The 25,682-nt window shown below is 57.4% G+C and carries 22 protein-coding genes; 18 read left to right on the top strand and 4 right to left on the bottom strand.

What is annotated here, in order from left to right:
* Window positions 1-75: 75 nt before the first annotated feature.
* From infB to L8V22_RS01405, 6 genes are all read left to right on the top strand, one after another.
* A complete protein-coding gene (gene infB, locus L8V22_RS01380) occupies window positions 76-2,910 on the top strand; it encodes a translation initiation factor IF-2 (protein WP_238799717.1) in 2,835 nt (944 codons plus the stop codon).
* 260 nt (window positions 2,911-3,170) lie between these two features.
* Complete coding sequence (rbfA, locus tag L8V22_RS01385) at window positions 3,171-3,614, top strand: 30S ribosome-binding factor RbfA (protein ID WP_238799719.1); 444 nt, start codon at window positions 3,171-3,173, stop codon at window positions 3,612-3,614.
* On the top strand, window positions 3,615-4,580 hold the full coding sequence (locus L8V22_RS01390; RefSeq protein ID WP_238799720.1) for a DHH family phosphoesterase: 966 nt from the start codon (window positions 3,615-3,617) through the stop codon (window positions 4,578-4,580).
* Complete coding sequence (locus L8V22_RS01395; RefSeq protein WP_238799723.1) at window positions 4,577-5,917, top strand: MATE family efflux transporter; 1,341 nt, start codon at window positions 4,577-4,579, stop codon at window positions 5,915-5,917. Before L8V22_RS01390 ends, L8V22_RS01395 begins: the two co-directional genes overlap by 4 nt.
* Before the next feature lie 84 nt (window positions 5,918-6,001).
* Complete coding sequence (locus L8V22_RS01400) at window positions 6,002-6,814, top strand: metallophosphoesterase family protein (protein ID WP_238799725.1); 813 nt, start codon at window positions 6,002-6,004, stop codon at window positions 6,812-6,814.
* On the top strand, window positions 6,811-7,485 hold the full coding sequence (locus tag L8V22_RS01405) for a 4'-phosphopantetheinyl transferase family protein (protein WP_238799727.1): 675 nt from the start codon (window positions 6,811-6,813) through the stop codon (window positions 7,483-7,485). Before L8V22_RS01400 ends, L8V22_RS01405 begins: the two co-directional genes overlap by 4 nt.
* Here the strand turns inward: L8V22_RS01405 and truB are convergent.
* The gene (gene truB, locus L8V22_RS01410; protein ID WP_238799730.1) at window positions 7,482-8,375 is read right to left on the bottom strand and encodes a tRNA pseudouridine(55) synthase TruB; all 894 of its coding nucleotides are present in this window, start codon (window positions 8,373-8,375) and stop codon (window positions 7,482-7,484) included. The two genes, L8V22_RS01405 and truB, sit on opposite strands and share 4 nt — an antisense overlap.
* Before the next feature lie 23 nt (window positions 8,376-8,398).
* On the opposite strand from truB, the gene L8V22_RS01415 reads away from it, so the two are divergent.
* From L8V22_RS01415 to L8V22_RS01430, 4 genes are all read left to right on the top strand, one after another.
* The gene (locus L8V22_RS01415) at window positions 8,399-9,421 is read left to right on the top strand and encodes a bifunctional riboflavin kinase/FAD synthetase (protein ID WP_238799732.1); all 1,023 of its coding nucleotides are present in this window, start codon (window positions 8,399-8,401) and stop codon (window positions 9,419-9,421) included.
* Entirely contained in the window at window positions 9,422-10,354 is a 933-nt protein-coding gene (locus L8V22_RS01420; RefSeq protein ID WP_238799734.1) for a nucleoside hydrolase, read from the top strand.
* Window positions 10,355-10,524: 170 nt separating this feature from the next.
* Window positions 10,525-10,794 (top strand): 30S ribosomal protein S15, encoded by a 270-nt coding sequence (gene rpsO, locus L8V22_RS01425; RefSeq protein WP_238799737.1) that lies wholly within the window; start codon window positions 10,525-10,527, stop codon window positions 10,792-10,794.
* Between the two features lie 143 nt (window positions 10,795-10,937).
* Window positions 10,938-13,184, top strand: coding sequence for a polyribonucleotide nucleotidyltransferase (locus L8V22_RS01430; protein ID WP_238799739.1), 2,247 nt, complete (start codon window positions 10,938-10,940; stop codon window positions 13,182-13,184).
* A 96-nt stretch (window positions 13,185-13,280) separates the two neighbouring features.
* Here L8V22_RS01430 and L8V22_RS01435 read toward each other — a convergent pair whose 3' ends face one another.
* Together L8V22_RS01435 and L8V22_RS01440 are read right to left on the bottom strand one after the other, a co-directional pair.
* Window positions 13,281-13,976, bottom strand: a complete 696-nt coding sequence (locus L8V22_RS01435; RefSeq protein WP_420839925.1) for an AMIN-like domain-containing (lipo)protein — start codon at window positions 13,974-13,976, stop codon at window positions 13,281-13,283.
* 122 nt (window positions 13,977-14,098) lie between these two features.
* Window positions 14,099-14,488, bottom strand: a complete 390-nt coding sequence (locus L8V22_RS01440) for a VOC family protein (RefSeq protein ID WP_238799741.1) — start codon at window positions 14,486-14,488, stop codon at window positions 14,099-14,101.
* Window positions 14,489-14,629: 141 nt separating this feature from the next.
* Between L8V22_RS01440 and dapB the strand changes: the two genes are divergently transcribed.
* From dapB to L8V22_RS01475, 7 genes are all read left to right on the top strand, one after another.
* Window positions 14,630-15,376 (top strand): 4-hydroxy-tetrahydrodipicolinate reductase, encoded by a 747-nt coding sequence (dapB, locus tag L8V22_RS01445; RefSeq protein WP_238799743.1) that lies wholly within the window; start codon window positions 14,630-14,632, stop codon window positions 15,374-15,376.
* Window positions 15,377-15,379: 3 nt separating this feature from the next.
* On the top strand, window positions 15,380-16,126 hold the full coding sequence (thyX, locus tag L8V22_RS01450) for an FAD-dependent thymidylate synthase (protein ID WP_269966377.1): 747 nt from the start codon (window positions 15,380-15,382) through the stop codon (window positions 16,124-16,126).
* A 56-nt stretch (window positions 16,127-16,182) separates the two neighbouring features.
* A complete protein-coding gene (dapA, locus tag L8V22_RS01455; protein WP_238799747.1) occupies window positions 16,183-17,091 on the top strand; it encodes a 4-hydroxy-tetrahydrodipicolinate synthase in 909 nt (302 codons plus the stop codon).
* A gap of 2 nt (window positions 17,092-17,093) precedes the next feature.
* Complete coding sequence (locus L8V22_RS01460) at window positions 17,094-19,238, top strand: ribonuclease J (RefSeq protein ID WP_238799749.1); 2,145 nt, start codon at window positions 17,094-17,096, stop codon at window positions 19,236-19,238.
* 57 nt (window positions 19,239-19,295) lie between these two features.
* Window positions 19,296-19,931, top strand: coding sequence for a TIGR03085 family metal-binding protein (locus L8V22_RS01465; RefSeq protein ID WP_238799750.1), 636 nt, complete (start codon window positions 19,296-19,298; stop codon window positions 19,929-19,931).
* A gap of 217 nt (window positions 19,932-20,148) precedes the next feature.
* On the top strand, window positions 20,149-23,463 hold the full coding sequence (locus L8V22_RS01470) for an FtsK/SpoIIIE family DNA translocase (protein WP_420839929.1): 3,315 nt from the start codon (window positions 20,149-20,151) through the stop codon (window positions 23,461-23,463).
* Window positions 23,464-23,629: 166 nt separating this feature from the next.
* Entirely contained in the window at window positions 23,630-24,751 is a 1,122-nt protein-coding gene (locus L8V22_RS01475; protein WP_238799755.1) for a TerC family protein, read from the top strand.
* On the opposite strand, the gene L8V22_RS01480 is transcribed toward L8V22_RS01475, so the two are convergent.
* The gene (locus L8V22_RS01480; RefSeq protein ID WP_238799757.1) at window positions 24,748-25,035 is read right to left on the bottom strand and encodes a YciI family protein; all 288 of its coding nucleotides are present in this window, start codon (window positions 25,033-25,035) and stop codon (window positions 24,748-24,750) included. The two genes, L8V22_RS01475 and L8V22_RS01480, sit on opposite strands and share 4 nt — an antisense overlap.
* 59 nt (window positions 25,036-25,094) lie before the next feature.
* Between L8V22_RS01480 and pgsA the strand changes: the two genes are divergently transcribed.
* Entirely contained in the window at window positions 25,095-25,679 is a 585-nt protein-coding gene (pgsA, locus tag L8V22_RS01485) for a CDP-diacylglycerol--glycerol-3-phosphate 3-phosphatidyltransferase (protein ID WP_238799759.1), read from the top strand.
* Window positions 25,680-25,682 lie beyond the last annotated feature (3 nt).

The following is a 25,682-nucleotide window of genomic DNA, read 5'->3' on the forward strand; positions in this document are numbered from 1 at the left end:
AAGTCCAACAAACCTAACTAGGGGTCAGGCCAGTTTCCGCGGCCTTGGCTCCTAGTCGATACCAAGAGGAGACAAGTGCCCGGAAAGCTACGTGTTCACGAGCTAGCAAAGCAGCTCGGAGTAACCAGCAAGGAACTGCTCGCTACCCTGAAGGAACAGGGTGAGTTTGTAAAGACTGCTTCTTCCACCATCGAACCGCCGGTGGTCAAGAAGATGCGAGCTCACTATGAAGCACAGTCCGGTGGCGATGAGGCCGCCGAAAAGAAGCAAGACAAAAAGCCTGCCAAGGGTGCCGCTAAGGCAAGCGCTCCTAAGCCGGGCGCGAAGTCCGCTGCTCCCAAGCCAGGTGCCAGCGCTAAGTCTGCTGCCCCGAAGCCGGGCGCAGAGGCACCGAAGCCAGGTGCTAAGCCTGCCGCACCGAAGCCTGGCCAGGGCACTGCCGCCAAGCCTGGCGCAAAGTCTGCTGCCCCGAAGCCGGGTGCACAGGCACCGAAGCCAGGGGCAAAGTCTGCCGCACCGAAGCCTGGCCAGGGCACTCCAAAGCCCGGACCGGCTGGTGGCAAGAAGTCGGGCGAGCGCCCGACCCCAGGCAATTCCATGCCTCGCCCGATGCCGAAGCCAGGTGGCACTCGCCGCGTAGCCAATAACCCGTTCTCCACGGGTGGCGGCGATAACCGTCCGGGCCCACGCCCAGGCGGTTCCAAGGGCCAGCGTGGCGGCAATAAGCCAGGCGATAACCGCGGCAAGCGCGGTGGCCAGAACGAGGGCGGAAATAACCGCCAGGGTGGCAATAGCCAGGGTGGCGGCGGTCGCCGTCCGTCCCCAGCCATGATGCCTTCCCACCCGAACCCTGCATCGATGCCGTCTAAGGCACCGAGTGGTGGTGGACGCGGCGGCCGTGGCCGTGGTGGTCACGGCGGACCAGGCGGCGGTAGGCCGGGTGGCGGCCGTCCAGGCGGCTTCCGTGGCGGCGGACGTGGCGGACGTCGCGGTGGCACCGCAGGTGCATTTGGCCGCCCAGGTGGCGCTCCACGCAAGGGCAAGAAGTCTAAGCGTCAGAAGCGCCATGAGTACGAGGAGCAGCAGAAGCATGTCGTAGGCGGCGTGCGCTTGCCTGACGGCAAGGGCCAGACCGTCCGCCTGCGTCGCGGTGCTTCCCTGTCGGACTTCGCCGAAAAGATTGGTGCGGATCCAGCAGCACTGGTGCAGGCACTGTTCAACCTCGGTGAAATGGTGACGGCAACCGCTTCCGTATCGGAAGATACGCTGCAGCTGCTCGGCTCCGAGATCAACTACAATGTCGAGGTTGTCTCCCCTGAGGATGAGGACCGCGAGCTGCTCGAGTCCTTCGACCTGAAGTTCGGTGAGGACGAAGGCGGCGAGGAAGCACTGGAGAATCGTCCTCCAGTCGTCTCCGTTATGGGTCACGTTGACCACGGTAAGACCCGCCTGCTGGACGCCATCCGCAAGACCAACGAGGGCGCCCGCGAGGAAGGCGGCATCACCCAGGGCATTGGTGCATACCAGACCACGGTGGACGTGGATGGCGAGCGCACCATCACCTTCCTGGATACTCCGGGTCACGAGGCCTTTACCGCCATGCGTGCGCGTGGTGCTAAGTCCACCGACTTGGCCATCCTCGTGGTTGCTGCCGATGACGGCGTCATGCCGCAAACCGTGGAGGCCATCAACCACGCCAAGGCTGCCGATATTCCGGTAGTCGTGGCAGTAAACAAGGTGGATAAGCCAGAGGCTCAGCCGGATAAGATCCGTGGGCAGCTCACCGAGTACGGCTTGGTTCCGGAAGAGTACGGTGGCGACACCATGTTCGTGGATATCTCCGCTAAGCAGGGCAAGAACATTGACCAGCTGCTCGAGTCCGTCATCCTGACCGCGGATGCAGCCTTGGAGCTGACCGCGAATCCAGACATGGACGCACAGGGCGTGGCCATTGAAGCACACCTGGACCGCGGCCGTGGTCCGGTTGCTACCGTTATTGTCCAGCGCGGTACCTTGCACGTGGGTGACTCCATCGTCGTAGGCGATGCACACGGTCGTGTGCGCCGCATGCTCGATGAGTTTGGCGAAGACGTGACCGAGGCCGGTCCATCCCGTCCGGTCCAGGTTCAGGGCCTGTCCGGTGTGCCGGGCGCTGGCGATAACCTGCTCGTGGTGGAAGATGACCGCGTTGCCCGTCAGATTGCCAACCAGCGTGACGCTCGCAAGCGCTCTGCCCTGCAGGCAAAGCAGCGCAAGCGCGTCTCCTTGGAGGATCTGGACAAGGTATTGCAGGAGACTTCCACCCTCAACCTCATCCTCAAGGGCGACAACGCCGGTTCCGTCGAGGCACTGGAAGATGCCCTGCTGGATATCAAGACCGAGGACGAAGTCGAGCTCAACATCATCGACCGTGGTGTGGGCGCTGTGACCGAGACCAACGTCTCCCTGGCTGCGGCTTCCGACGCCGTTATCATTGCCTTCAACACTCGTGCGGAAGGCAAGGCGACGGAGATGGCCACCCAAGAGGGCGTGGATATTCGTTACTACACGATCATCTACAAGGCCATCGAAGAGGTCGAGGCTGCTCTCAAGGGCATGCTCAAGCCGATTTACGAGGAACGCGACACCGGTGCGGCCGAAATCCGTGCCCTGTTCAAGTCCTCCGCAGTGGGTACCATTGCCGGCTGCATGGTTACCGAGGGCAAGGTTGTCCGCAACGGCAAGGTTCGCTTGCTGCGCGATAACAACGTCATTACTGCCGACGCCAAGATTGAGTCCCTGCGTCACGAGAAGGATGACGCGACCGAGATCAAGGCCGGCTACGAGTGCGGTATGGTGCTCTCTTACCCGGATATCCAGGTAGGCGACATCATCCAGGCCTACGAAGAGGTCGAGGTTCCGCGCGACTAATTGCGGCAGACTTAGGGCCCGTTTCTGCTTCTACCGCCTACGCTTATATGCTTCCCGCGTATAAGCGGGGCGGGTAGGGGAGTAGAAGCGGGCCTTTTGCTATACCAGCGTGTCTAGGAGACGAGTGCCCTATGGGCCGCTTCACACCGGGGCTGCCGGTACGGGTTTTCATTGCCTGGGATTCGGCACTAGACTGGTGTTTTCTTATACCGGTTGGCGGTAATTTTAGGAATAGATTCTTTTTGAGCTGGGAGGTTCACATGGTCGATCACGCACGCGCAGCGCGCATGGCCAAGCGCATTCAGGAAATCGTGGCAAGCGCCATCGAACGCCAGATTAAAGATCGCCGCCTCGAGTTGGTGACCATTACGGATACTCGCGTCACAGGCGATCTGCACGATGCCACCGTTTTCTATACGGTACGTGGAAAAGACATTGACTCCGAGCCGGATTTTGCACAAGCAGAAGAAGCGCTCAAGCGCGCTAAGGGGCAGCTGCGCAAGATTGTGGGCGACCAGCTTTCCGTGCGCTTTACCCCGACGCTGAGCTTTGAGGTCGATACCGTCCCAGAGGCTTCGGCACATATGGAAGAGCTTCTGGCCCGCGCCCGCGCCCGCGATGAGGAATTGGCAAAGCTGAAGGAAAACGCCCAGCCTGCAGGGGATGCAAACCCATATAAGACCTCCGATGAAGACGAGGCTTAAGTGACTAGAAAGCAATATCAGCCGGCAATTGCAGCCTTGCAGGATGCCCACAGCATCTGCATTGTCACGCATCTGCGGCCGGATGCCGATGCCATCGGTTCAGCTGCGGCGTTGCTGCTCGCCTTGCGTCAACGAGGCAAAGACGTGTGTGCCGTGGTGGGCCAAGATCGGGAAATCTCCCGCAACTTGTATACCATTCCAGCTGCCGATGAAGTTACCACCAGCCAAGAGCTGCCTGAAGGCTATGACCTCTACGTCACGGTTGACTGCGGGTCCTTGGACCGGACGGGATTTTTTGCGGACCGGATTGAGCAGCTAGCGCAGCAAGGCAGAGTTCTGTGCATCGACCACCATTCCTCCAATCCAGGATTCGGTGCCATTAATGTGGTGGACACCGAATGTGAGTCCACTACCGTGGTATTGCTGAGCATTTTGGATTTTTTGGAAATTCAAATTGACCGCCACATTGCACACTGCTTGTACGCCGGTTTGATGACTGATACAGGCAGTTTTCGGTGGGGAAGGCCGGCCATGCATGATATTGCCACCCGCCTCATGCATTACGATCTAGATACCAAGCAGATCGCCTCTGATCTACTGGATTCCACCACGCCGGACGATATACAAATGATCGGAAGGGTACTGGCTGGTTTGCGCCTTGAGGAAGCAGGGCAGGAGCATACCCTGGGTATTCTCGTGGCGCGACAAAAAGATATTCAGGGACACTCCGATTCGGCCGTCGAATCACTGGTGGATTTCGTTCGCGCGCTAGAAGGAACCACTGTGGGCGTGGTGTTTAAGGAACAAGCTCCAGAAGTTTGGGCGGTATCCCTGCGTTCTTCTTGCATTGATTGCTCTTCCGTAGCGCTGACCTTCGGTGGCGGCGGGCATGTTCCGGCCGCAGGTTATACCGCTTATGGTGCTCCGGAAAAGATCATTAAGGAATTGGTGGCCGCTATTCAATGACTAAAGGGCACACGGATGGAATAAATACTCAGGATTGCTCCACCGCGGGCACGGTAACCGCACGCGAGGTCTTTGGCCTCGCGTTTCCCGCGCTTGGTGTGCTTGCGGCGATGCCGCTCTACCTCCTTCTGGATACCGCGGTGGTAGGCCGACTCGGTGCCCAAGAGCTCGCCTCGCTGGCTGCAGCTACCACGATTCATTCCGTGGTGACGACGCAGCTGACCTTTTTGTCCTACGGTACAACTGCCCGTTCGGCGCGTCTCTTCGGTTCAGGCAAGCGCGAAGCAGCGGTTGCTGAGGGCGTGCAAGCCACCTATGTGGCCCTAGGAGTGGGCGGACTTCTTGCGGTTATTATGTGGATCTTTGGCGGCGTATTTGCTCGCGCTTTAACCGGTGACCCCAACACGGCTGCGGGGACGGCCTTGTGGCTGCGCATCGCCGCACTAGCAATTCCCGTAACCCTGGTGGAAATGGCTGGAAACGGCTGGATGCGTGGTGTCCAGGATACGAAGAAGCCGCTGTACTTTACTTTGTCTGGCATGGTTCCCGGCGCCATTGCGGTGCCCATCTTCGTCCACTTTTGGGGATTGGCTGGATCCGCTATAGCTACGGTATTAGGCATGAGCATTATTGCTGCTCTATTCGTGCGCGAGCTGCACAAGGAACATACCGGTTCGTGGCAATTTCACTGGCACGTGGTGCGTGAGCAGCTCATTTTGGGCCGCGACCTTATATTGCGCTCGGCTAGTTTTCAGGTCGCTTTCCTTACCGCCACGGCTGTGGTTTCCCGCGTTGGTACCGCTTCTTTGGCCGGTCACCAAATCATGATGCAGCTGTGGAACTTTATGTCCCTCATCTTGGATTCTTTGGCCATTGCCGCGCAATCTTTGACGGGAGCGGCCTTAGGCGCTGGCTCTGCTAAGCATGCACGCGGTGTAGGCAGCAAGGTCGTGTTGTACTCTACGATTTTTTCGGGACTGCTGGCCGCCGTTTTCGCTGCTGGTGCCCGAATTATTCCGCGCATTTTCACCTCCGCTTCGGAGGTTCTGGATGCCATTTCCCAGCCGTGGTGGATCTTGGTAACCATGGTCATTGGCGGTGGCGTGGTCTTTGCTCTCGATGGCGTACTGCTTGGCGCCGGCGATGCGGCCTTCTTGCGCACACTGACAATTTCTTCGGTTTTGGTGGGATTTTTGCCAGGCGTTATCTTGGCCCACTTTATGGGCACGGGATTAACCGGCGTGTGGTGCGGCCTCGCCGCCTTCATTGCTTTCCGTATGGTAGGCGTGGTCTACCGGTTCCGATCCATGAAATGGGCCGTAGTACAAGAGAACTAGCTGCGCTAAAGTGGGCGTATTGATATTCGCGGGTGAGGCACGTCTCCGTGCAGTGCGCAGTTGTTTGGAAGGCAGGTAGAACCTATGCCAACAGTGTGGGCAGTTTCTGACCTGCATGGTGCAGTAAGCGCCAATAGCGAGCGCATTGCTCAGCTCACGCCGCCAGATCCCGCGGATTGGCTCATCGTGGCTGGAGATGTAGCAGAACGCACCGATCTCATCATTCGTATTCTGCGCCAGCTCAAAGATCGCTATGCCAGAGTCATTTGGGTGCCTGGCAACCATGAACTCTTCTCGCGCTCACAAGAGCGGTATCAAGGTCGAGACAAATACACGCACCTGGTGGAAAGGTGCAGGGAAATCGGGGTAATTACTCCTGAAGATCCGTATCCGGTATTCCACGGGACCACCATCGTGCCGCTTTTTACGTTGTATGACTATAGCTTTCGTCCGCATGGGCTCACGGTGGACCAAGCAATTGACGCGGCGCGTGTGAAGCAACTGTTGATGACCGATGAGTTCACCATTGCCCCCTTCGTAGACGTGCGGGCGTGGTGCTGGGATAGGTTGGCCTATTCCATCAAGCGTCTTTCTAGGGTGCATGGCCCCACGGTGTTGGTGAACCATTGGCCGTTGGTACAAGAGCCGACCATGTTGCTGCGTTTTCCAGAGATTGCACTGTGGTGCGGCACGCGGCATACAAGGTCGTGGCCGCGGCGTTATAACGCGCAGTCTGTGGTTTACGGCCACTTGCATATGCCCTTGCGCATGAACGTGGATGGCGTTGACCACATTGAGACCTCTTTGGGATATCCGCGTGAATGGCAGGGCCGTGACAGCGTTCAGCCTTGGCCGTATCCGGTACTGCGTTCCTTTGTGGAGGAGGGGACACCATGATGTATCCAGAGCTTTTTCCTGACAGCGCGCGCTATTGCTATGTACGCACGGATTCGAGTTACGCGAATTTGGCCAATTTCGAACAGCTCGCGGCCGAAGAAAAGTCGCTCGTTTCCCAGGCAGTTGATGTACGCAAGGCGGAGTTCGGCGATGCTAGGTGGTGCGCGCACCGAGCCTTGCAGGAATTGGGTGCTAATTCGACGACGCCGATTTTGCGCGGCGAGCGCGGAATGCCGCTGTGGCCAGAAGGGTTTATCGGCTCGATGACACATACTGAGGGGCTGCGAGCCGCGGTGGTTGCTCCAACCACAGCCCTAAAATCTGTCGGCTTGGACGCAGAACCTGCCGAGCCGCTGCCGGATCATGTGCTCACCATGATTGCCCGGGCCGGGGAGATGCCGCAGCTATTGCGGCTAAGTAAGGCGGGGATTAACTGCCCAGACCGATTGCTCTTCTGCGCCAAGGAAGCCACGTATAAGTCGTGGTTTCCCATGACCTTCCGCTGGCTCGACTTTGATCAAGCTGAAATTGATCTGCGCGAGGACGGCACGCTCATTTCCTATATTTTGGCTAGGCCCACACCGGTTCCGTTTATCACTGGGCACTGGGTGATTCGAGACGGCTACGTCATAGTGTCTACTACGGTTCCGGCCCTAGACTTTAGCCATTAAAGGGTAGAAGGCCGTGCTACAAACACGGTGGCTAGGCGCTTGCCCTTTTCCTTGATGAGCGCGACTGCCTGACCATTGGGAGCCACGGCAGCATGCACGCCTTTGAGCCCACGCGGCTCGAGCCATTTGCCCATGGCAAGCGCGCCTGCTTCATCTTTGGTGACGGAAAGGACCGGGAAGCAGCGAGCCAAAGCTTCGTCCAAGCTCAAAGAAAGGCGAGGGGAATTGGCGAGGTCGTCGAGCGAGAGGGCGTCGGCAAGAGCAAAAGGGCCCACTTCAGTGCGCCGTAGAGCCGTCAGGTGCCCGCCCACCTGTAAGGCCTTGCCCAAATCGCGGGCTAAGGAGCGGATATAAGTGCCAGAAGAACAATCCACCGTAACGTCTAAGTCGATGTAGTCGCCCTCGCGGCGTTCGGCAAGAACGTCGAATTTATTAACCGTTACGGGCCGGGCAGGAATGTCTACTTCGTGCCCCTCGCGGACGAGGTCATGGGCGCGGCGGCCGTTAATCTTAATGGCGGATACGGCCGCGGGCTTTTGCATGATATCGCCAGTGAGCTTGGTAATTTCAGCATCAATTGTGGGGTGTTCGATGGCCGCAGCGCTAGCGCCCCAGGAGTGTTCTCCCTCTGCGTCATCGGTTGTGGTGGCCGCGCCGAGGCGAATGGTGGCGTCGTAGGACTTAGTGGAGGCCACCATATGGGCCAAAAACTTGGTGCCGCGCTCCAATCCAAGAATTAGAACACCGGTGGCCATAGGGTCGAGGGTGCCGGCGTGGCCTACTTTCTTGGTGTGGAAATACCTGCGTAGGCGACCAACCACATCGTGGGAGGTCATGCCGGCAGGTTTGTCTACGATGACGAGTCCGGAGTTTGCGAGCGCATCAGTCATAGCCTCTAAGTCTATGCTCTACGATGGTCTGCGTGGATATTTGGTACGGAATCAATGAGATCCCCGCGCAAGTGGGCCCAACGTCAATAACCATCGGCGTCTTTGACGGCTTGCACCGCGGCCATCAGCAGCTCATTTCCGCCTGCGTGGAGCACGCGCGCGCCAATGACGAGCTTCCAGTCATGGTGACCTTTAACCCGCACCCAGTGTCAGTATTCCTGCCGGAGCGCGCCCCACTGGCGGTGCTGAGCTTTGAGCGCCGGCTGGAATTGGCCGAAGAGATGGGTATTGAAGCCGTGCTAGTCATCGACTTCACGCGGGACCTAGCCGGCGTGGAGCCGCGGCCCTACGTAGAAGAACTATTGATAGGAAAGCTCAACGCCCAGCACATTGTGGTGGGGGAGAACTTTACCTTTGGCGCGGGTGCCACCGGAACTGCCCAGGCTATGCAAGATTTCGGAGCCGAGTTCGGCTTTAGCGTGGATATCGTCCCGTTGCTGGATGATGCTGGCGTGCGCATTTGCTCCACCCATATTCGCGAGTGCCTTGCAAACGGGGACGTTGAATCCGCCAATTGGGCGCTCGGCCGCCATTTCACCGTGACCGGGCCCGTAGTACGCGGGGCAGGTCGGGGAGGAAAGGAACTGGGATTTCCTACGGCCAATCAGTACTTCCCGGATACGGTGGCCATCCCGGCCGATGGCGTTTACGCGGGCTGGTTTATCGTCCACTCTGAGGCTTCTATTGATGGTGATATGCGCCCAGGCGTGGCTTATGCGGCTGCAATTTCCGTGGGAACCAACCCCACTTTTGGTGATGAGGAGCGCTCCATCGAGTCCTTCGTACTCGACCGCGATGCGGATCTGTATGGATATGAGGCCACGGTGCATTTCGTCAGCCATCTTCGCGATATGGTGAAGTTCAATTCCGTAGATGAGCTGCTAGACGCCATGGCTAATGATGTAGCCAAGGCCCGTCAGGTGCTTGCTGCCGATGCTAAGGCTCAAGGCTGGACCGCCAAAGACTACTTCTTACGGGAGAAATAAATGAAGGCCATTCTCGATCTTGATACCGGCATTGATGATGCCTTAGCGCTGGCATATGCCATCGCTCATCCAGACCTGGAATTAATCGGCGTGACCTGCACGTACGGCAACGTGACCGTACCGTTAGCCGTGCGCAATACACTGGCCCTTTTGGAGCTGCTGGGCAAAGACAATATCCCGGTCTTTGCCGGCTCGAGCCCCGATGGTTTTCAGCCGAGCGATATTTCCTCCTTCATCCACGGCCGCAACGGCGTGGGCGAGGTCCTCCTACCGCCGGCAACCGGGCAGGCCCAGTCCCAACCCGCGGCAGAATTCCTCATCCAAGCAGTCCATGAACATGGCGATGACTTGGTCATTATTCCCACCGGCCCTTCCACCACGATCGCTGCCGCAATGCGCCAAGACCCCAATTTCGCCGCTAATGCGCATCTGGTGATGATGGGTGGAGCTCTCACTGTCCCTGGCAATGTCACTCCATGGTCTGAGGCCAATATTTCCCAGGATCCGGAGGCGACCGATTATCTTTTCCAGCACACCATCGATACCACCATGGTGGGGCTGGACGTCACCTTGCGCACGCTGTTGACCACTAAAGAATCAGTTCGTTGGCGCGCTACCGGTACCCGCGCTGGGCGCATCTTCGCGGACATGGTGGACTATTACATTCGGGCCTATGCCACCACATCGCCACACTTGGGCGGCTGTGGGCTGCACGATCCACTGGCCGTAGCGGTAGCGGCAGATGCCTCGCTTGTCGACGTCCTTTCGATAAACCTCAAAGCTGACACCACTGGCCCTACCCGCGGCCGTACGATCGCAGACGAAAACCGGCTTTCCACACCGGCAACCGCGAAAGTAGCTGTGGGCGTGGATAGCGAGCGTTTTGTGCGGGAGTTTGTAGAACTATTGGAAACGCTTTTTAGCGAGCTCTAGCAGGCCAGACTTAGGGGCCAGGTGGTTTTGATTTTCTGTGCCTGCGCGCTGTAAGGTGTTTCTTTGGCTTAGCGACTGCGGTTCACAGCAGTTGCGGCACGCACAAGTTATGCGCGCAGCGCGAGCTTATGCGTCACGATAATGTGGACTGAAATAAAGGAGAAATACTCATGGCATTGACCACTGAGAAGAAGGCCGAAATCCTCAAGGAGTACGGTCTGCACGAAACCGATACCGGTTCCCCCGAGGCACAGGTTGCCCTGCTGACCTCCCGCATCAATACTTTGACCGAGCACCTGAAGTTCCACAAGCACGATCACCACTCCCGTCGTGGTCTGTTGCTCATGGTTGGTCGCCGTCGTGGCCTGCTGAAGTACCTGGCCGAGAACAACATCGATCGCTACCGTGATCTGATTTCTCGCCTGGGCCTGCGCCGCTAGTTTCGGTCCAGCTTCGGCCATTTCGCCCCGCCTTTTGGCGGGGCTTTTGTGGTTTTTCTGTTAGAATTTGACACCGTTGTCATAGACAAAATCGACCAGGCGGCACCGACGATCGCCTAAACCACTCAAGGAGACATTTTTTAATGAGCGTTCAGAACTCCGTCGAGTTCAATATTGACGAGGACTTTGGCATTACCGAGGCCATTGCCACGCTAGACAATGGCGACTTTGGCACCCGCACCCTGCGCTTTGAAACCGGCCAGCTGGCCCGCCAGGCAGACGGCTCTGTGACCACCTACTTGGACGATGACACCATGTTGTTGGCCACCACTACCGCTTCTAACCAGCCGCGTGAAGGATTCGATTTCTTCCCCCTGACCGTAGACGTTGAAGAGCGCATGTATGCCGCCGGTAAGATTCCGGGTTCCTTCTTCCGCCGTGAAGGCCGCCCATCTTCTGAGGCCATCTTGGCGTGCCGCCTCATCGATCGCCCGCTGCGCCCGACTTTTGTCAAAGGTCTGCGCAACGAGGTTCAGGTCGTCGTCACTGTGATGTCCCAGGATCCGGAAGAGTACTACGACGTCGTTGCTATCAACGGCGCCTCCGCTGCCACCCAACTGTCCGGACTCCCTGTCTCCGGCGCTGTCGGCGGCGTCCGCATGGCACTTATCGCTGATGATAAGCACCCAGAAGGCCAGTGGGTGGCCTTCCCGAACCACGAGCAGCATGAGCGCGCGCTATTTGAGATGGTCGTCGCTGGCCGCATCGTCAAAAAGGGACGCAAGGATGACGTAGCCATCATGATGGTTGAGGCCGGTGCCGGCACCAACGTTGCAGAGCGCATTGCTGATGGCGCTCCTGCGCCGCAGGAGCCAGCCGTTGCTGAAGGTTTGGAGGCAGCCAAGCCTTTCATTAAGACCTTGTGTGAGGCCCAGAACGGTCTGGCAGAGCGTGCCGCCAAGGAGACCCAGGAATTCCCACTGTTCCCGGCATACGGTGATGATGTATTCGAGGCAGTGGAAAAGGCCGCTGCTAAGAAACTGGAGAAGCTGCTGACCATTCCGGGCAAGCAGGAACGCGACGAAGCCACTAATGATTACATGGAGCAGGTCGAAGACAAGCTCCTTGACCAGTTCGCGGACCTCGATGAGGCGGATGCTTCTAAGCAGATCCGCGGCGCTTATAACGCCCTAATGAAGCAGATCGTGCGCCAAAAGATCCTGTCTGAGGGCTTCCGCATCGATGGCCGCGGCGTGACCGATATCCGTGACTTGTCCGTTGAGGTGGATTTGGTACCGCGCGCTCACGGATCTTCGCTATTTGAGCGCGGAGAGACCCAAATCTTGGGTGTCACCACGCTGGACATGCTCAAGATGGAACAGCAGATCGATTCCCTGACCCCAGTGGAATCCAAGCGCTATATGCACCACTACAATTTCCCGCCATTTTCCACCGGTGAGACTGGCCGTGTGGGCTCGCCGAAGCGCCGCGAGATCGGCCACGGCGCTCTGGCTGAGCGCGCCCTACTTCCGGTTATTCCTTCCCGCGAAGATTTCCCATATGCTATCCGTCAGGTCTCTGAGGCCTTGGGCTCCAACGGCTCTACCTCCATGGGCTCCGTGTGCGCCTCCACGTTGTCTCTCTACAACGCCGGTGTTCCGTTAAAGGCTCCGGTAGCCGGCATCGCGATGGGCTTGGTTTCTGGCGAGGTCGACGGCAAGGAAAAGTTCGTCGCCCTCACCGATATCCTCGGCGCCGAGGACGCATTTGGCGATATGGACTTCAAGGTTGCCGGCACCTCTGAGTACATCACCGCTCTGCAGCTGGACACCAAGTTGGATGGCATTCCTTCTAAGGTTCTGGCCCAGGCTCTGGAGCAGGCTCGCGATGCCCGTTCTACCATCCTGGAGACCATGGCTGAGGTTATCGATACGCCGGATGAGATGTCCGGCCTTGCCCCGAAGATCACCTCGGTGAAGATTCCGGTCAATAAGATCGGCGAGCTCATTGGACCAAAGGGCAAGACCATCAACCAGATCACCGAGGAAACCGGTGCGGATGTCTCCATTGAGGATGACGGAACCGTCTTTGTTTCCGCTGCTACTGGTGAAGCCGCAGATGCTGCCATCGATAAGGTCAACTCCATTGCGAACCCACAGCTGCCGAAGGTGGGAGAGCGCTTCCTGGGCACCGTGGTAAAGACTGTTCCGTTTGGTGCATTCGTTTCCCTGACCCCGGGTCGCGATGGCCTGATTCACATCTCTAACCTTGGTGGCGACGAGCGCATCGAAAAGGTAGAAGATGTCATCAACGTTGGCGATAAGGTGCAGGTAGAAATCGCGGACATCGATAACCGTGGCAAGATTTCTCTGGTTCCAGTAGAGGACTAATCCTAAAGCCTAAAGAAGGCCCTGAGTTCCAGCTGGTGAGCTGGAATTCAGGGCCTTTCTTGGCTTTGCACGCCACCGAGCATCGATGCCGGAACTCTAATTCTGGAAATCAATCACCACACGTGACGGGTCCTGGAGATAGGTGACGGAGTAGGGCGTCTTTTTCTCCAGGCCGATAATGAGCTGGGTTTGTGCTTCAAACGTGGTGGTGTAGTTGATTTCGCTTACTACGCCGGCACCAGGTGTAGTTCCTGGTGACATATACTTTTCCTTGAGCTCAGGAGTTGAAGGCCATGGCGTTCCCTCTATGTCTAGGTTGAGGAACGTATTTCCTTGGACCGCAACTGGCTTTCCAGATGCCTGTTGGGCAGGGGCATCGGTATAGGAGGTAAACCACCCCGGTTCACCTTCGCCCTCTAAGTCAATGACAACGCGAGTAAACCCATCGTGTGCTGCTACTCGCACACCAGTGGGGATGAGGTTTCCTAGCCCTTTCGGCATATGCTGTTGGTCCTCGAGCGAGGCCGTACCCATGCCCGCAAACGCAACTGGGAACGCGGCTTGTGGGATTTTTTGCTGACCAGCATCCGCCGCTGAGGTACTTTGCGGGGCGGAAGTAGTAGGTGCGGCGGTGTTGGTCTTGGCCTCAGTCGTGTCGATAGTTGACTGAACCCCGCTGACTGCTGGTGAGCTTTGCTGCGCGGTGTCCTCGGTGGAACAAGCGGCAAGTGCTAAAGCACATCCTGCGCTGGTGACTATGGCGAGAGGGCGAGAGAAAAATGAGCGAGACAAGTTCATCACTTCCTTCGTGCTTACCGTCCTATAAGCCTCATTCTACTGGGGCAGACGGGGCGGGGATTATAAAGTGATGCAATTGTTAATCCTCGCATGAGGCAAGTCGCAGAGGGGTGAACCTACTTCTTTAACTGTACGAGCTGAATAAGGTTACCTACGGTGTCATCAAAAACCGCAATGATGGACGGGCCAACATCGGTAGGCTCCATGGTAAAGTGCACGCCCTTGTCATTGAGGTCCTTGTATTCCTTTTCAATATCTGCCGAAAGGAACTGGGTCACTGGGATTCGATCGGCCTTTAGTGCTGCGGCATAGTCTTTTGCAGCGGGATGCCCCTTCGGCTCCAGAAGCAGCTCAGTATCTCCTTCACCATCGGCATTGGTGACGGTAAGCCACCGGAAATCGCCGTGCGTAACGTCATCCTTAACGCGGAAGCCTAGGGTGTTGACGTAGAAATCGTGAGCGCGTGAAACATCATCTACAGGAACAGAAGCGATATAAATCTGCATGCAGGCCATCCTAGTGACGAATGTAAGTCATCGTTTAGAAGCACACGTCCTTTCAGACAGGCGAGGAATTGCGCAGCTGTCATGCGCGTTAGGATGGAGAGAAAAGTACTAAGAATGTGGCTGAAGTAAGGAGAGCACACCATGGCAATCAAGGTTGGCGTTCTAGGCGCCCACGGACGTGTGGGCCAAGCAATCGTCGAAGGTGTTAGCGCGGAGGATGACCTAGAGCTGGTGGCAGAAATCGACCGCGGTGATGATTTGCAGCAGCTTGTCGACGCCCACGCAGAAGTCATCGTGGACTTTACCCAGCCGGATTCCGTCATGGGCAACCTTGAATTCTGCATCGCCCACGGTATCCACTGCGTGGTAGGTACCACCGGTTTTGATAAGGAACGCTTGGCGCAAGTAGAGGAGTGGACTAAGCAGGACGGAGCCGGCAATGTCCTTATTGCTCCGAACTTTGCCATCTCCGCGGTGCTCACGATGGTGCTGGCGAAGCAGGCCGCCAAGTTCTTTGAAACCGCAGAGGTCATCGAATTCCATCACCCGACCAAGTTAGATGCTCCTTCCGGTACTGCAATCCATACTGCTGAAGGTATTGCCGCCGCACGCAAGGAGGCTGGCCTTGGCGAGATGCCCGATGCCACGGAAAAGCAGTTGGACGGCGCGCGTGGTGCCAATGTCGACGGCATTCCGGTCCACGCAGTACGTACCCGAGGCATGGTGGCACATGAAGAGGTTATCTTTGGCGCCCAAGGCCAGTCGTTGACCATCCGCCAGGATTCTTATGATCGTGCGTCCTTTACCCCGGGCGTGCTGGTAGGCGTGCGCCAGATTGCGGATCACCCGGGACTGGTTGTGGGCCTAGACAAGTACTTGGGTCTTTAAGCCATGGCTAAAGCAAGTGAGCTAGATATCCAGCTCATTGCCGCAACGCAGTTTCAGGCCCCGCAGGGAGTGGGTTGGCACGCGGATAAATCGGCATCCGATGGAGAAGCGCTCGTCGAGTTCGCTGGCAGGGCGTGCTACGAGTCTTTTGATAAGCCAAATCCACGCACGGCAACCAATGAGGCCTACCTGCACCACATCATGGAGGTAGGCCATACGGCTTTGCTAGAGCATGCCACGGCCACGATGTACATCACAGGATTGTCGCGTTCGGCCAGCCATGAGCTCGTGCGACACCGGCACTTTTCCTTCTCCCAGCTTTCTCAACGCTTTGTTCACCCAAATGAAACTGAAGTTGTCCTGCCGAAAATGGTTGCCGAGGACGAGCAGCTCAGCCGGCTGGTTATGCAAGCGGTCGATGAAACTCGCTTCGTCTACGATGAGTTGCTTAACGCACTAGAGGAGAAGCTGGACGAGCCCAACGCGCTCCTGCGCAAAAAGCAGGCCCGCCAGGCCGCTCGTGCCGTGCTTCCCAACGCCACAGAAACCCGCATTGTTGTCACCGGCAATTATCGTGCGTGGCGGCACTTTATCGGTGCACGTGCGGCGGAGCAAGCTGACGAAGAGTTGCGCCACGTTGCAGTTGCGTGTCTGAAGTTGTTACAAAGCAAGGCGCCGGTCCTCTTTGATGACTTCAATATCACCACGTTGGCTGATGGCACGAAGATGGCAGCGAGCCCCTACGCCTAACACGCGCGTAGACCCGATGCGGCTAATTGTTAGTCAAAAGGGTAATCTTGACGGCTATGAGCACAGGTATGACAGCAAAGACTGGCGTCGACACCTTTGGACGCATCGGCGTCGCCATGGTCACCCCGTTTGATCGTGACGGTGCGCTGGACGTTGCAGCAGGTCGTCGCCTAGCAGCTCATCTCGTTGACAATGGCGTTGATTCGCTCATCCTCGGTGGAACCACGGGCGAGTCACCGACCACCTCGGTTGAAGAGAAGCTGGAGCTGCTCAAAGCCGTAAAGGAAGAAGTAGGAGACCGCGCAAAGCTTTGCGCCGGTGCTGGAACGAATGACACCGCAGCCTCCATCAAGTTAGCTAAGGCCACCGCGGAGGCGGGGGCAGATAGCCTATTGGTGGTTACTCCGTACTACTCTAAGCCTTCCCAAAAGGGCGTTTACGAGCACTTTGCCGCAGTCGCGCAAGCCACGGATCTACCGATCTGTGTCTATGACATCCCTGGCCGCTCGGGCATCCCAGTAGCGCCGGATACACTCCGCCGCCTAGCGGAATTGCCGACCATCCAAGCCGTGAAGGACGCCAAGGGCGATCTTCCTGCGGCCGCAGAACTCATCCGAGAAACCGGTCTGGCCTGGTATTCCGGTGACGATCCGATTAACCTGCCGTGGCTTTCCCTCGGTGCTTCTGGTTTTATCTCCGTCATCGGCCATGTTGCACCGCGTGCCTTGGCAGAACTTTATGAAGCTTTCGACGCGGGCGATATGGCCCGCGCCCGAGAAATCAATGTAACTACGCTCCTTCCGCTTACCCATGCACAAGCACGGTTGGGCGGAGCGACTTTTGCAAAGGAAGCCCTGCGCCTGCAGGGCATCGAAGTAGGCGATACCCGTCTTCCCAACACCGCTGCGAGCGAGGAGGAACGCGAGGTACTTCGCCGTGATCTGGAACAATCTGGAGTCCTCTAAGAATGAATGAACCCCGTAACCGTTCCCGCAAGGTGACCCGCAAGGCGGGACCACCGGCGGAAAACGAAACCGCCTCCAACGAGGCGGCTTCGCCAGTTTTCCAAGCCCCAGCAACTGATGCGGGCAACTCCGCGCAGGATAATTCGGCTAATGGCGACAAGGAAAACTCTAACAAGAAGAATTCTTCCGATAATCACAACGATGGTGGCGGCAATAATCGTCGCTCCCGTTCCCGTGGCAGCCGCGGCCGTGGTCGTGGTGGCAATGGCAATAACCACGGTGGTAATAACAATCACGGTGGCAATAACAAGAATGGCAATGGCAAGAACGGAAATGGCAACGGTAAGGGCCGTGGCCGCAATAACCGAGGTCGCCGCAACGTGCCTAAGTCTATGCAGGGCGCCGATCTGACCAAGCGCCTGCCGGAGCCGCCAAAGCAGCCGAAGGATGCGCTGCGTATTTACGCTTTGGGTGGCATTTCGGAAATCGGCCGTAATATGACCGTCTTCGAGTATGGTGACGACCTCATCATCATCGACTGCGGTGTGCTCTTCCCGTCCTCCGGTGAGCCAGGAGTGGACCTCATCCTGCCTGACTTCGGTCCGATTGAGAAGAAAATCCACAAGGTCAAGGCTCTCGTCGTTACTCACGCGCACGAGGACCACATCGGTGCCATCCCGTGGCTGCTCAAGCTGCGCCCAGATATCCCAATCGTTGCTTCCCGCTTCACTATCGCGCTTATTGCTGCGAAGTGTAAGGAACATCGTCAGAAGCCGAAGTTCGTCGAGGTTAATGAGAAGTCCGACGTAACCTACGGCCCGTTCCGCGTACGCTTCTGGGCAGTCAACCACTCCGTGCCAGATGCCCTAGGCATCATGTTGGGAACCCCGGCAGGCAATATCATCCACACCGGTGACATCAAGCTGGACCAGACCCCACTGGATAATCGTCCAACGGACCTACCAGCCCTGTCCCGCTATGGTGATGAGGGCGTTGACCTCATGCTGTGTGATTCCACCAACGCCACTGTGCCTGGTGTATCTGCCTCTGAGGGCGATATCCCCGCTAACTTTAAGCGCCTAGTTGCCGGAGCAAAGCAGCGCGTTATCTTGGCATCCTTTGCTTCCAACGTCTATCGCGTCCAGGCCGCTATCGACGCAGCCGTGGCAAACGGCCGCAAGGTGGCCTTCAACGGTCGTTCGATGATGCGCAATATGGAAATCGCGGAGAAAATGGGCTTCTTGAAGGTCCCACGCGGCACTATCATCCCTATCGATGAAGCCGCCAAGATGGCTCCGCATAAGACCATGCTGATTACCACCGGTACCCAGGGCGAGCCGATGGCTGCCCTGTCCCGAATGGCTCGCCGCGAGCACCGTCAGATCACCGTCCGCGACGGCGATACCATCATCTTCTCCTCCTCGCTTATTCCAGGCAATGAGGAAGCCGTCTACGGCGTGATCAACATGTTGTCCCAAATTGGTGCCAACGTCATTACTAACCAGGACGTCAAGGTGCACGCTTCTGGCCACGGTTATGCCGGCGAGCTTCTTTTCTTGTACAACGCAGCCCGCCCGCGCAACGCTATGCCGGTCCACGGCGAGTGGCGCCACCTGCGTGCCAATAAAGAACTGGCCATTTCTACTGGCGTAGACCGCGATCGTACGGTTCTTGCTCAAAACGGCGTGGTCGTGGATCTGCGCAAGGGCCGAGCCGAGGTTGTAGGCCAGATGCAGGTCGGCAACCTCTACGTTGATGGCGTTTCCATGGGCGATGTGGATGCTGATACCTTGGCGGATCGCACCAACCTGGGTGCCGGCGGCGTGGTTTCAATCACCTGCGTGATTGATAACCGCACCTCGCGCTTGCTGGAGCACCCGACGGTATCTACCACGGGCTTCTCCGATGATGACCGCGGCATCGTGCCGGAGGTTGCAGAGATGGTGGAAAACACCATGAACGATCTCGCTGCAGAAGGCGAGAACGATACCTATCGCATGGTGCAGAAGCTGCGCCGCAAAGTGTCCAAGCTCATGGACTCCAAGTACAAGCGCGAACCCGTTATCTTGCCGACCATCGTGCCGACCAACTCCGGCCCGTTGGTTACCGATGAGGAGGACGTCGACGCTTCTCGTGAGTCCCTGTAAATAGCACGGGACCGCACCTTAAATTGGACGAAGCCCCAGCATGCCAACCAGCTCGGTATGCTGGGGCTTATGTCGTTTTCTTCTGCCGAGCGTGCCAAGATGGTCGCGCTATTTCATAAGCTTGGACCCGATGCCCCTACCTTGTGCGAGGGCTGGACTACTCGCGACTTGGCCGTGCATCTGTGGGTGCGAGAAAATCGCCCCGTCGCAGCCGCCGGAATCTTTATCAACGCACTGTCTGGTCAGCTGGAGAAGGAATCACGTACGGCGGCTGAGCGTGATTTTGATGAGCTGGTTGATGACTGGGGGAGGGGGCCGGCCACCTATAATCCGGTTCGTTTTGTGGAGGCTCAGCAAAATTTCGTGGAGCATTTTGTGCACCACGAGGACATGCGTCGGGCTAATGGAATGGGTCCGCGGGATTTCTCCGCCCGGATCAAGCAGCAAATGCATAGCTACCTGAAACCCTTAGCTAAGGCGGCCCTGCGAAAATCCACCCGCCCAGTCATTATCCAGCCCGAAGGCTTGCTCCGCATTGTCGCAGCGGATAAGCATCACGTGGCTGACAAGGGTGATGCCGTAGTCAGAGTGACAGGCGAGGTTGGCGAGCTCATCCTGTGGTCCTTTGGGCGGGAGGCTGCCGAAGTTTCAGTCGAGGGAGATGCCACGGCCATCGTAAAGTCAATTTTCTAATCTTGATATAGCCATCAATACTGAAGTCCTCGCTGCATGAGGGTGATGTCTCGTCAGGCTGTGGAGCTAAGCGCTAAAGAAACGCGTGTGGCTAATGTGATTTATGGGGTGGCCCGGTTAGAGTAGAGGCATGTCTGTCAAAAATGCCTCATCGCGCGGGACGCGCCGAAAGTCGAATCGTTCACGGCCATCCGGCCGCAGCCGGTCCGGTGCTGGCATGCCGGAGACCTTGGCCATGACGTCTTCGCATCAGCGCGCAGCGGCGACCTCGCAGGAGCGCACGGGCAGTGCGTTCCGGGCCGTCGGCAAGGGCTTGGGCGTGGCATTTGGTGCCACGGCTCGCGGTATGGGAAATATGGCGCGAGGCATAAGCCATGGAATGGCCGGGCTCAAGCCCAGCGAAGATGCATATGACACTAAGGAGTACGAGACGACGAGGGAGCCGGAAGAAATTTCTGCACGCGGGGAGAAAAAGAAGCAAAGCAAGGTTACTCGTGCGCGCGACGTAGAGGCGGAAGAAGACTTTTCCGCTATGGAAGTGGGCGAGTCAGAAGCGCGCGGCATTCAGGTAAAAAATCCCGATGCGGTAGCACTGGTGCTTATCGGTATTGCCATCGTGCTCGCGGCCACGGTCTGGTTCGGTGTCGCCGGCCAAGTAGGCGCCTGGGTGGGCAATATCGTGCGCTATGTCATTGGTGCGGGCGCCTGGGTGCTTCCGGTGGCCCTAGTAGCTTTGGCCATTGCCCTTATGATGGATATTTCCGGCCCTGCGGGTCACTTCAAACCGCGCATTGTGGGCGGAGTCAGCATCATCGTCTTGGCCATGCTGAGCCTCATCCATATCTTTGCTGGAACCCCTGAGCTTGGCTTTACCCCGGACAGCGCTGGTGGTGCTGGCGGTGTTATCGGCTACGGCATCGGTGGCCTTTTGGAAACTGCCTTCACGTCCTTCGTTGCCGTGCCATTGCTTTTTCTGGTGATAATTTACGGCGCTTTGCTGGTCACCGGGATTACCATCCGCGAGGCCTACGAGTTGGTGGCCGATGCCATTGGTGCGGCTTTCTCTCGCTTCGGCGGAGCCGAGGATGACTCTTATGACGATGAAGGTGATGACCTTTATGGCCACGTCACCGGTGATATCGATGACATTGCAGAAGGCCGCGAGCGCAGCGAACGCCCCGCACGACCTGCGACCAAACGCCGTTCCTCTGAACGTGGGGGAAGCCTACGCGCTTTCCGACGCTCCTCCGAAGACCCTGCCCCGCATGGTTCCTCTTATCCGGTAGATTCCCCCGCTGCGGCAGAAGAGGAACACGCAACCCGCACCTTCAGTGCGCCAAAGCGCGATGGTTTCCAAACCGTGTCCAACCCCGCCGATAAGCCGGCAGAGCGCGAGATGGGGGATACCGATGAGAGCCCAGTGGTAGAAGACACCGCTGTTTCTTCGCCCGCTCAGCCAGAGTCTGCGGATCCGGAACCAACGCGCGTTTTGGGCACCGCGCGCCAGCGTCCTGCTTCTAATTCTTCTCGCTCTGCTGCCGCAGCGGGTTCCGCTGCAGGCTCCGCTGTGGGGTCGGCTACTGGCGCGGTGGCCGGCGCTGCTGGTGCTGCTGGTGCGGCAAGTGGCGCAGCCAAAACTGCTGCCGCCGGAGCTGCAGGTGCCGCTGGTGCGGCAGCAGCCGGTGCTGCTGCAGGTGCTGCCGGCGCCGCTGCAGAAGGAGGTGCGGATGCGGTCTCATCCGCACACGAGAAGGCTCGCCAGCTCTTCCGTGAGCGTTCCGGGCGCGACGCCACGACCGGCGCGCAAGTGGATAACGCTGAGCCTGCAACCGAAACCGCAGGAGGGACGAGCTCTACAGCTGCTCCTGCACCTGCTGCGCAGTTTGGTAACGAGAATTACGCGGTTCCCAGTACTGACTTGCTAACTCCGGGTACTCCGGCCAAAGAGCGTACCGAGATTAATGACCGCATTATCGAGGCCATCACCGATGTCTTCGAAGAGTTCAAGGTGGATGCCCAAGTAACCGGCTTCAGCCGTGGTCCGACAGTGACCCGCTATGAAATCGAGCTGGGGCCAGGCGTCAAGGTATCCAAGATTACGAACCTACAATCCAACTTGGCCTACGCTGTGGCCACGGATAATCTGCGCTTGTTGACGCCTATTCCAGGCAAATCTGCAGTTGGTATCGAGGTTCCGAACCCCGACCGCGAAATGGTTCACCTGCGCGAGGTACTGGATGCGCCAGCCATGACCAGCTCGCCAGACCCTATGCTCATCGGATTGGGCAAGGACATTGAAGGCGAATACACCTCCTTCTCAGTACAGAAAATGCCGCACTTGTTGGTCGCTGGTGCTACCGGTTCGGGTAAGTCCGCCTTTGTAAACTCCATGTTGGTCTCGCTGCTTACCCGCGCTACCCCAGAGCAGGTTCGCCTCATCCTGGTGGATCCAAAGATGGTGGAGCTTACCCCGTACGAGGGTATTCCGCACCTGATTACGCCCATCATCACTCAGCCGAAGAAGGCGGCGGCTGCCTTGCAGTGGCTGGTGGAGGAGATGGAGCAGCGCTACATGGATATGAAGGCTGCTCGTGTGCGCAAGATCGAGGACTATAACCGCAAGGTTGTCTCCGGTGAATACCAAGCGCCCGCAGGTTCCGAGCGCGAGGTTCGCCCGTACCCGTACATTGTCTGCGTCGTCGACGAGCTGGCCGACCTCATGATGACCGCGCCGAAGGAGATCGAGGACTCCATCGTCCGCATCACCCAGAAAGCGCGTGCCGCCGGTATTCACCTCGTGCTGGCAACCCAGCGCCCGTCCGTGGACGTGGTTACCGGTTTGATCAAGACCAATGTGCCTTCGCGCTTGGCTTTCGCCACATCCTCGCTGACGGACTCTCGCGTCATCTTGGACCAAGGCGGAGCTGAGAAGCTCATTGGTATGGGCGATGGCCTCTTTATCCCGCAGGGTAAGCGGCCGGTGCGCATGCAGGGCGCGTTCGTTTCAGATGATGAGGTCATGGCCGTCGTCGATGCCGCGAAGTCTCAGGCTGCGCCGAACTACACCGAGGGCGTGACTGAAGAAAAGCAGTCCGAGGCCAAGCAGGAAATTGACGAGGAAATTGGCAAGGATATGGATGACCTTCTCGAGGCCGTCGAGCTGGTTGTCACCGCCCAATTGGGATCTACTTCTATGTTGCAGCGTAAGCTGCGCATTGGCTTTGCCAAGGCTGGCCGCCTAATGGATCTCATGGAATCCCGTGGTGTTGTCGGTCCATCCGAGGGCTCAAAGGCCCGCGAAGTGCTTGTGAAGCCGGAAGAGCTCGATACCATCATTTGGATGATTAAGGGCGCCGACCCGGCTGAGGCCCCGAAGGAGATTCAGGAAGAGATGCAGCAGCAGGAGCAGAATGAAGCGGCAGCTTCCTCCGATGCCGATGCTCCCGCACCCTCCGATTCCTCCCCGGAAGGCGATGCTGGTGATACCCGTACCGTCCAGGCAACGTATAACCCTTCGGCAGGCGCCTTTTAAGATCGTGTAGAGTTGGACGAGTCTTGGAGGGGAGTACCCCATTTTTCGGTATCGATCGTCAGCACGGAAGCGTCAAGCTCCCGGTCGTGCCGGCCCGGCTGCTTTGTAGTCGGGCGGGGGAGACCTCCGGTCATTTTGTTGTATCTTCGACCGGAGGGATGTACCAATGCATGTGCCATTGTGGATCTGGGCGATTTCCATCGTCGTTATTTTGGGATTCTTTGTTTTTGACTTCTACTCTCATGTGCGGACCCCGCACGAGCCAACGCTGAAGGAATCCGGGTTTTGGACCCTGTTCTATGTAGGTGTTGCTCTTCTCTTTGGTGCCGGTGTGTGGGTCATTTGGGACCACGAACACGGCATTCAATACCTCACGGGTTACGTGACCGAAAAGGCGCTATCAGTAGACAACCTCTTTGTCTTCGCGCTCATCATGGGGGCCTTCAAAATCCCGCGCAAGTACCAGCAAAAGGTATTGCTCATCGGTATCGTCATCGCCTTGGCGTGCCGATTAGTATTTATCCTCTTGGGTGCTGCGGTCATTGCTGCTTGGTCCGATATTTTCTATCTCTTTGCACTATTTCTCATTTACACGGCGATTAAACTTATCGTCGATGAGGTTCGCGATGCCCCTGAGACCGATCCCAATGACATGGGCATCATCAAACTGATCCGCAAGGTAGTCCACGTTACTCCGCGCTACCACGGTGATAAGCTCACGCACCGCGTGGAGAATTCCGCCGGTAAGCGCAAATTTGCCTTTACCCCGCTTTTTATTGCGCTGGTTTCCGTTGGCCTCATTGACGTGATGTTTGCCTTTGACTCCATTCCGGCTATCTACGGCATTACTTCAGAGGCGTTTTTGGTCTTTACCACCAACGCATTCTCCCTTATGGGATTGCGCCAGATGTATTTCCTGCTTGATGGCCTGCTTGATCGCCTGGTGTACCTACCTTATGGTTTGGGCATCATCTTGGGCTTTATTGGTGTCAAGCTGCTATTCCACGCGCTGCATGAGAATAACTTGCCGTTTATTAACGGCGGCGAGAACGTGGAGACCATTCCAGAGTTTTCCACTATCACCTCCCTCATCGTGATCGTGGGTGTACTGATTATTACGGTGATCGCCTCGATTATTAAAAATAAGCGAGATGAGAACCAAGGCGGAGTGCCGGTATCGCACAATCACTTCGACTGGGACGAGGAAGGCAATAAGATCGTTCGCAATAAGAAAGGCGAATTCTTGGGCAAGGCCGAAGACCTGCCCAAAGAGGAATTGCCGCACTAAAAGCGAGCGTTGACGGGACTCCATTCGCGGAAGCTACGGCCGGTGATGCAGCCGGCCTGATAGAACGGGTCGTTGTCCATGAGGGCGATGGCATCAGCAACCACGGCGTCGTCGTCAAGTGCCACGATGATAAGCGCGCCTCCCTTGGAATCTGTCAGCGGGCCGGTGGCAATAATGGTGCCCTCTTCAAAAAGCTGCGAGGTAAATTCGCGGTGCGCTGGGCGGGCCTTGGCGATCTCTGGATTAGTGGGGTTGTAGTCGTAGCTAACTGCAAAATACTTCATGCTGTGCATTTTAATTTGCAGGGGCATCTAAGCGCAGGCCCTTAGTGCTAACGGGTAGTATGTATAACGTGAATCAACCCGGAACACAGTCAGCGCAATCCTCGGATGTGAATCCGCAGGTGTCCAATTGGAACCTGCCAAATATTCTCACCAGCCTGCGCATTCTATTCATTCCGGTATTTGCATGGCTGGTCATCGCAGACCATGAATGGTGGGCTTTTGGCCTATTTGCAGCGCTAATGTTGACCGATAAGCTCGACGGCGACATTGCCCGCGCCCGCGGCCTTATCACTAACTTCGGCAAAATCGCCGATCCCATCGCGGATAAAGCGCTTATGACCACTGCACTGGTCTGCCTCAATATTATTGGGGTATTGCCGGTGTGGATTACTGTTGTCATCCTCATCCGTGAATTCGGCATCACCATCTGGCGGATGATTTTGCTGCGCCGCGGAAAGGTAGTGCCTGCTTCCAAGGGCGGCAAGCTAAAGACGGTATTGCAATCGGTGGCCGTTGGTCTGTACTTGTGGCCGCTGCCAGAGTGGATGAACCTACCTACCTTCCTAGTCATGCTGTTGGCAACAGCGGTGACTGTGGTCACCGGTGCGCAGTATCTCATTGACGGCAAAAAGCAGAATAGCTAGGGA

This window comes from Corynebacterium yonathiae (assembly GCF_027570195.1).
In the GTDB taxonomy this organism is placed as follows: Bacteria; Actinomycetota; Actinomycetes; order Mycobacteriales; family Mycobacteriaceae; genus Corynebacterium; species Corynebacterium yonathiae.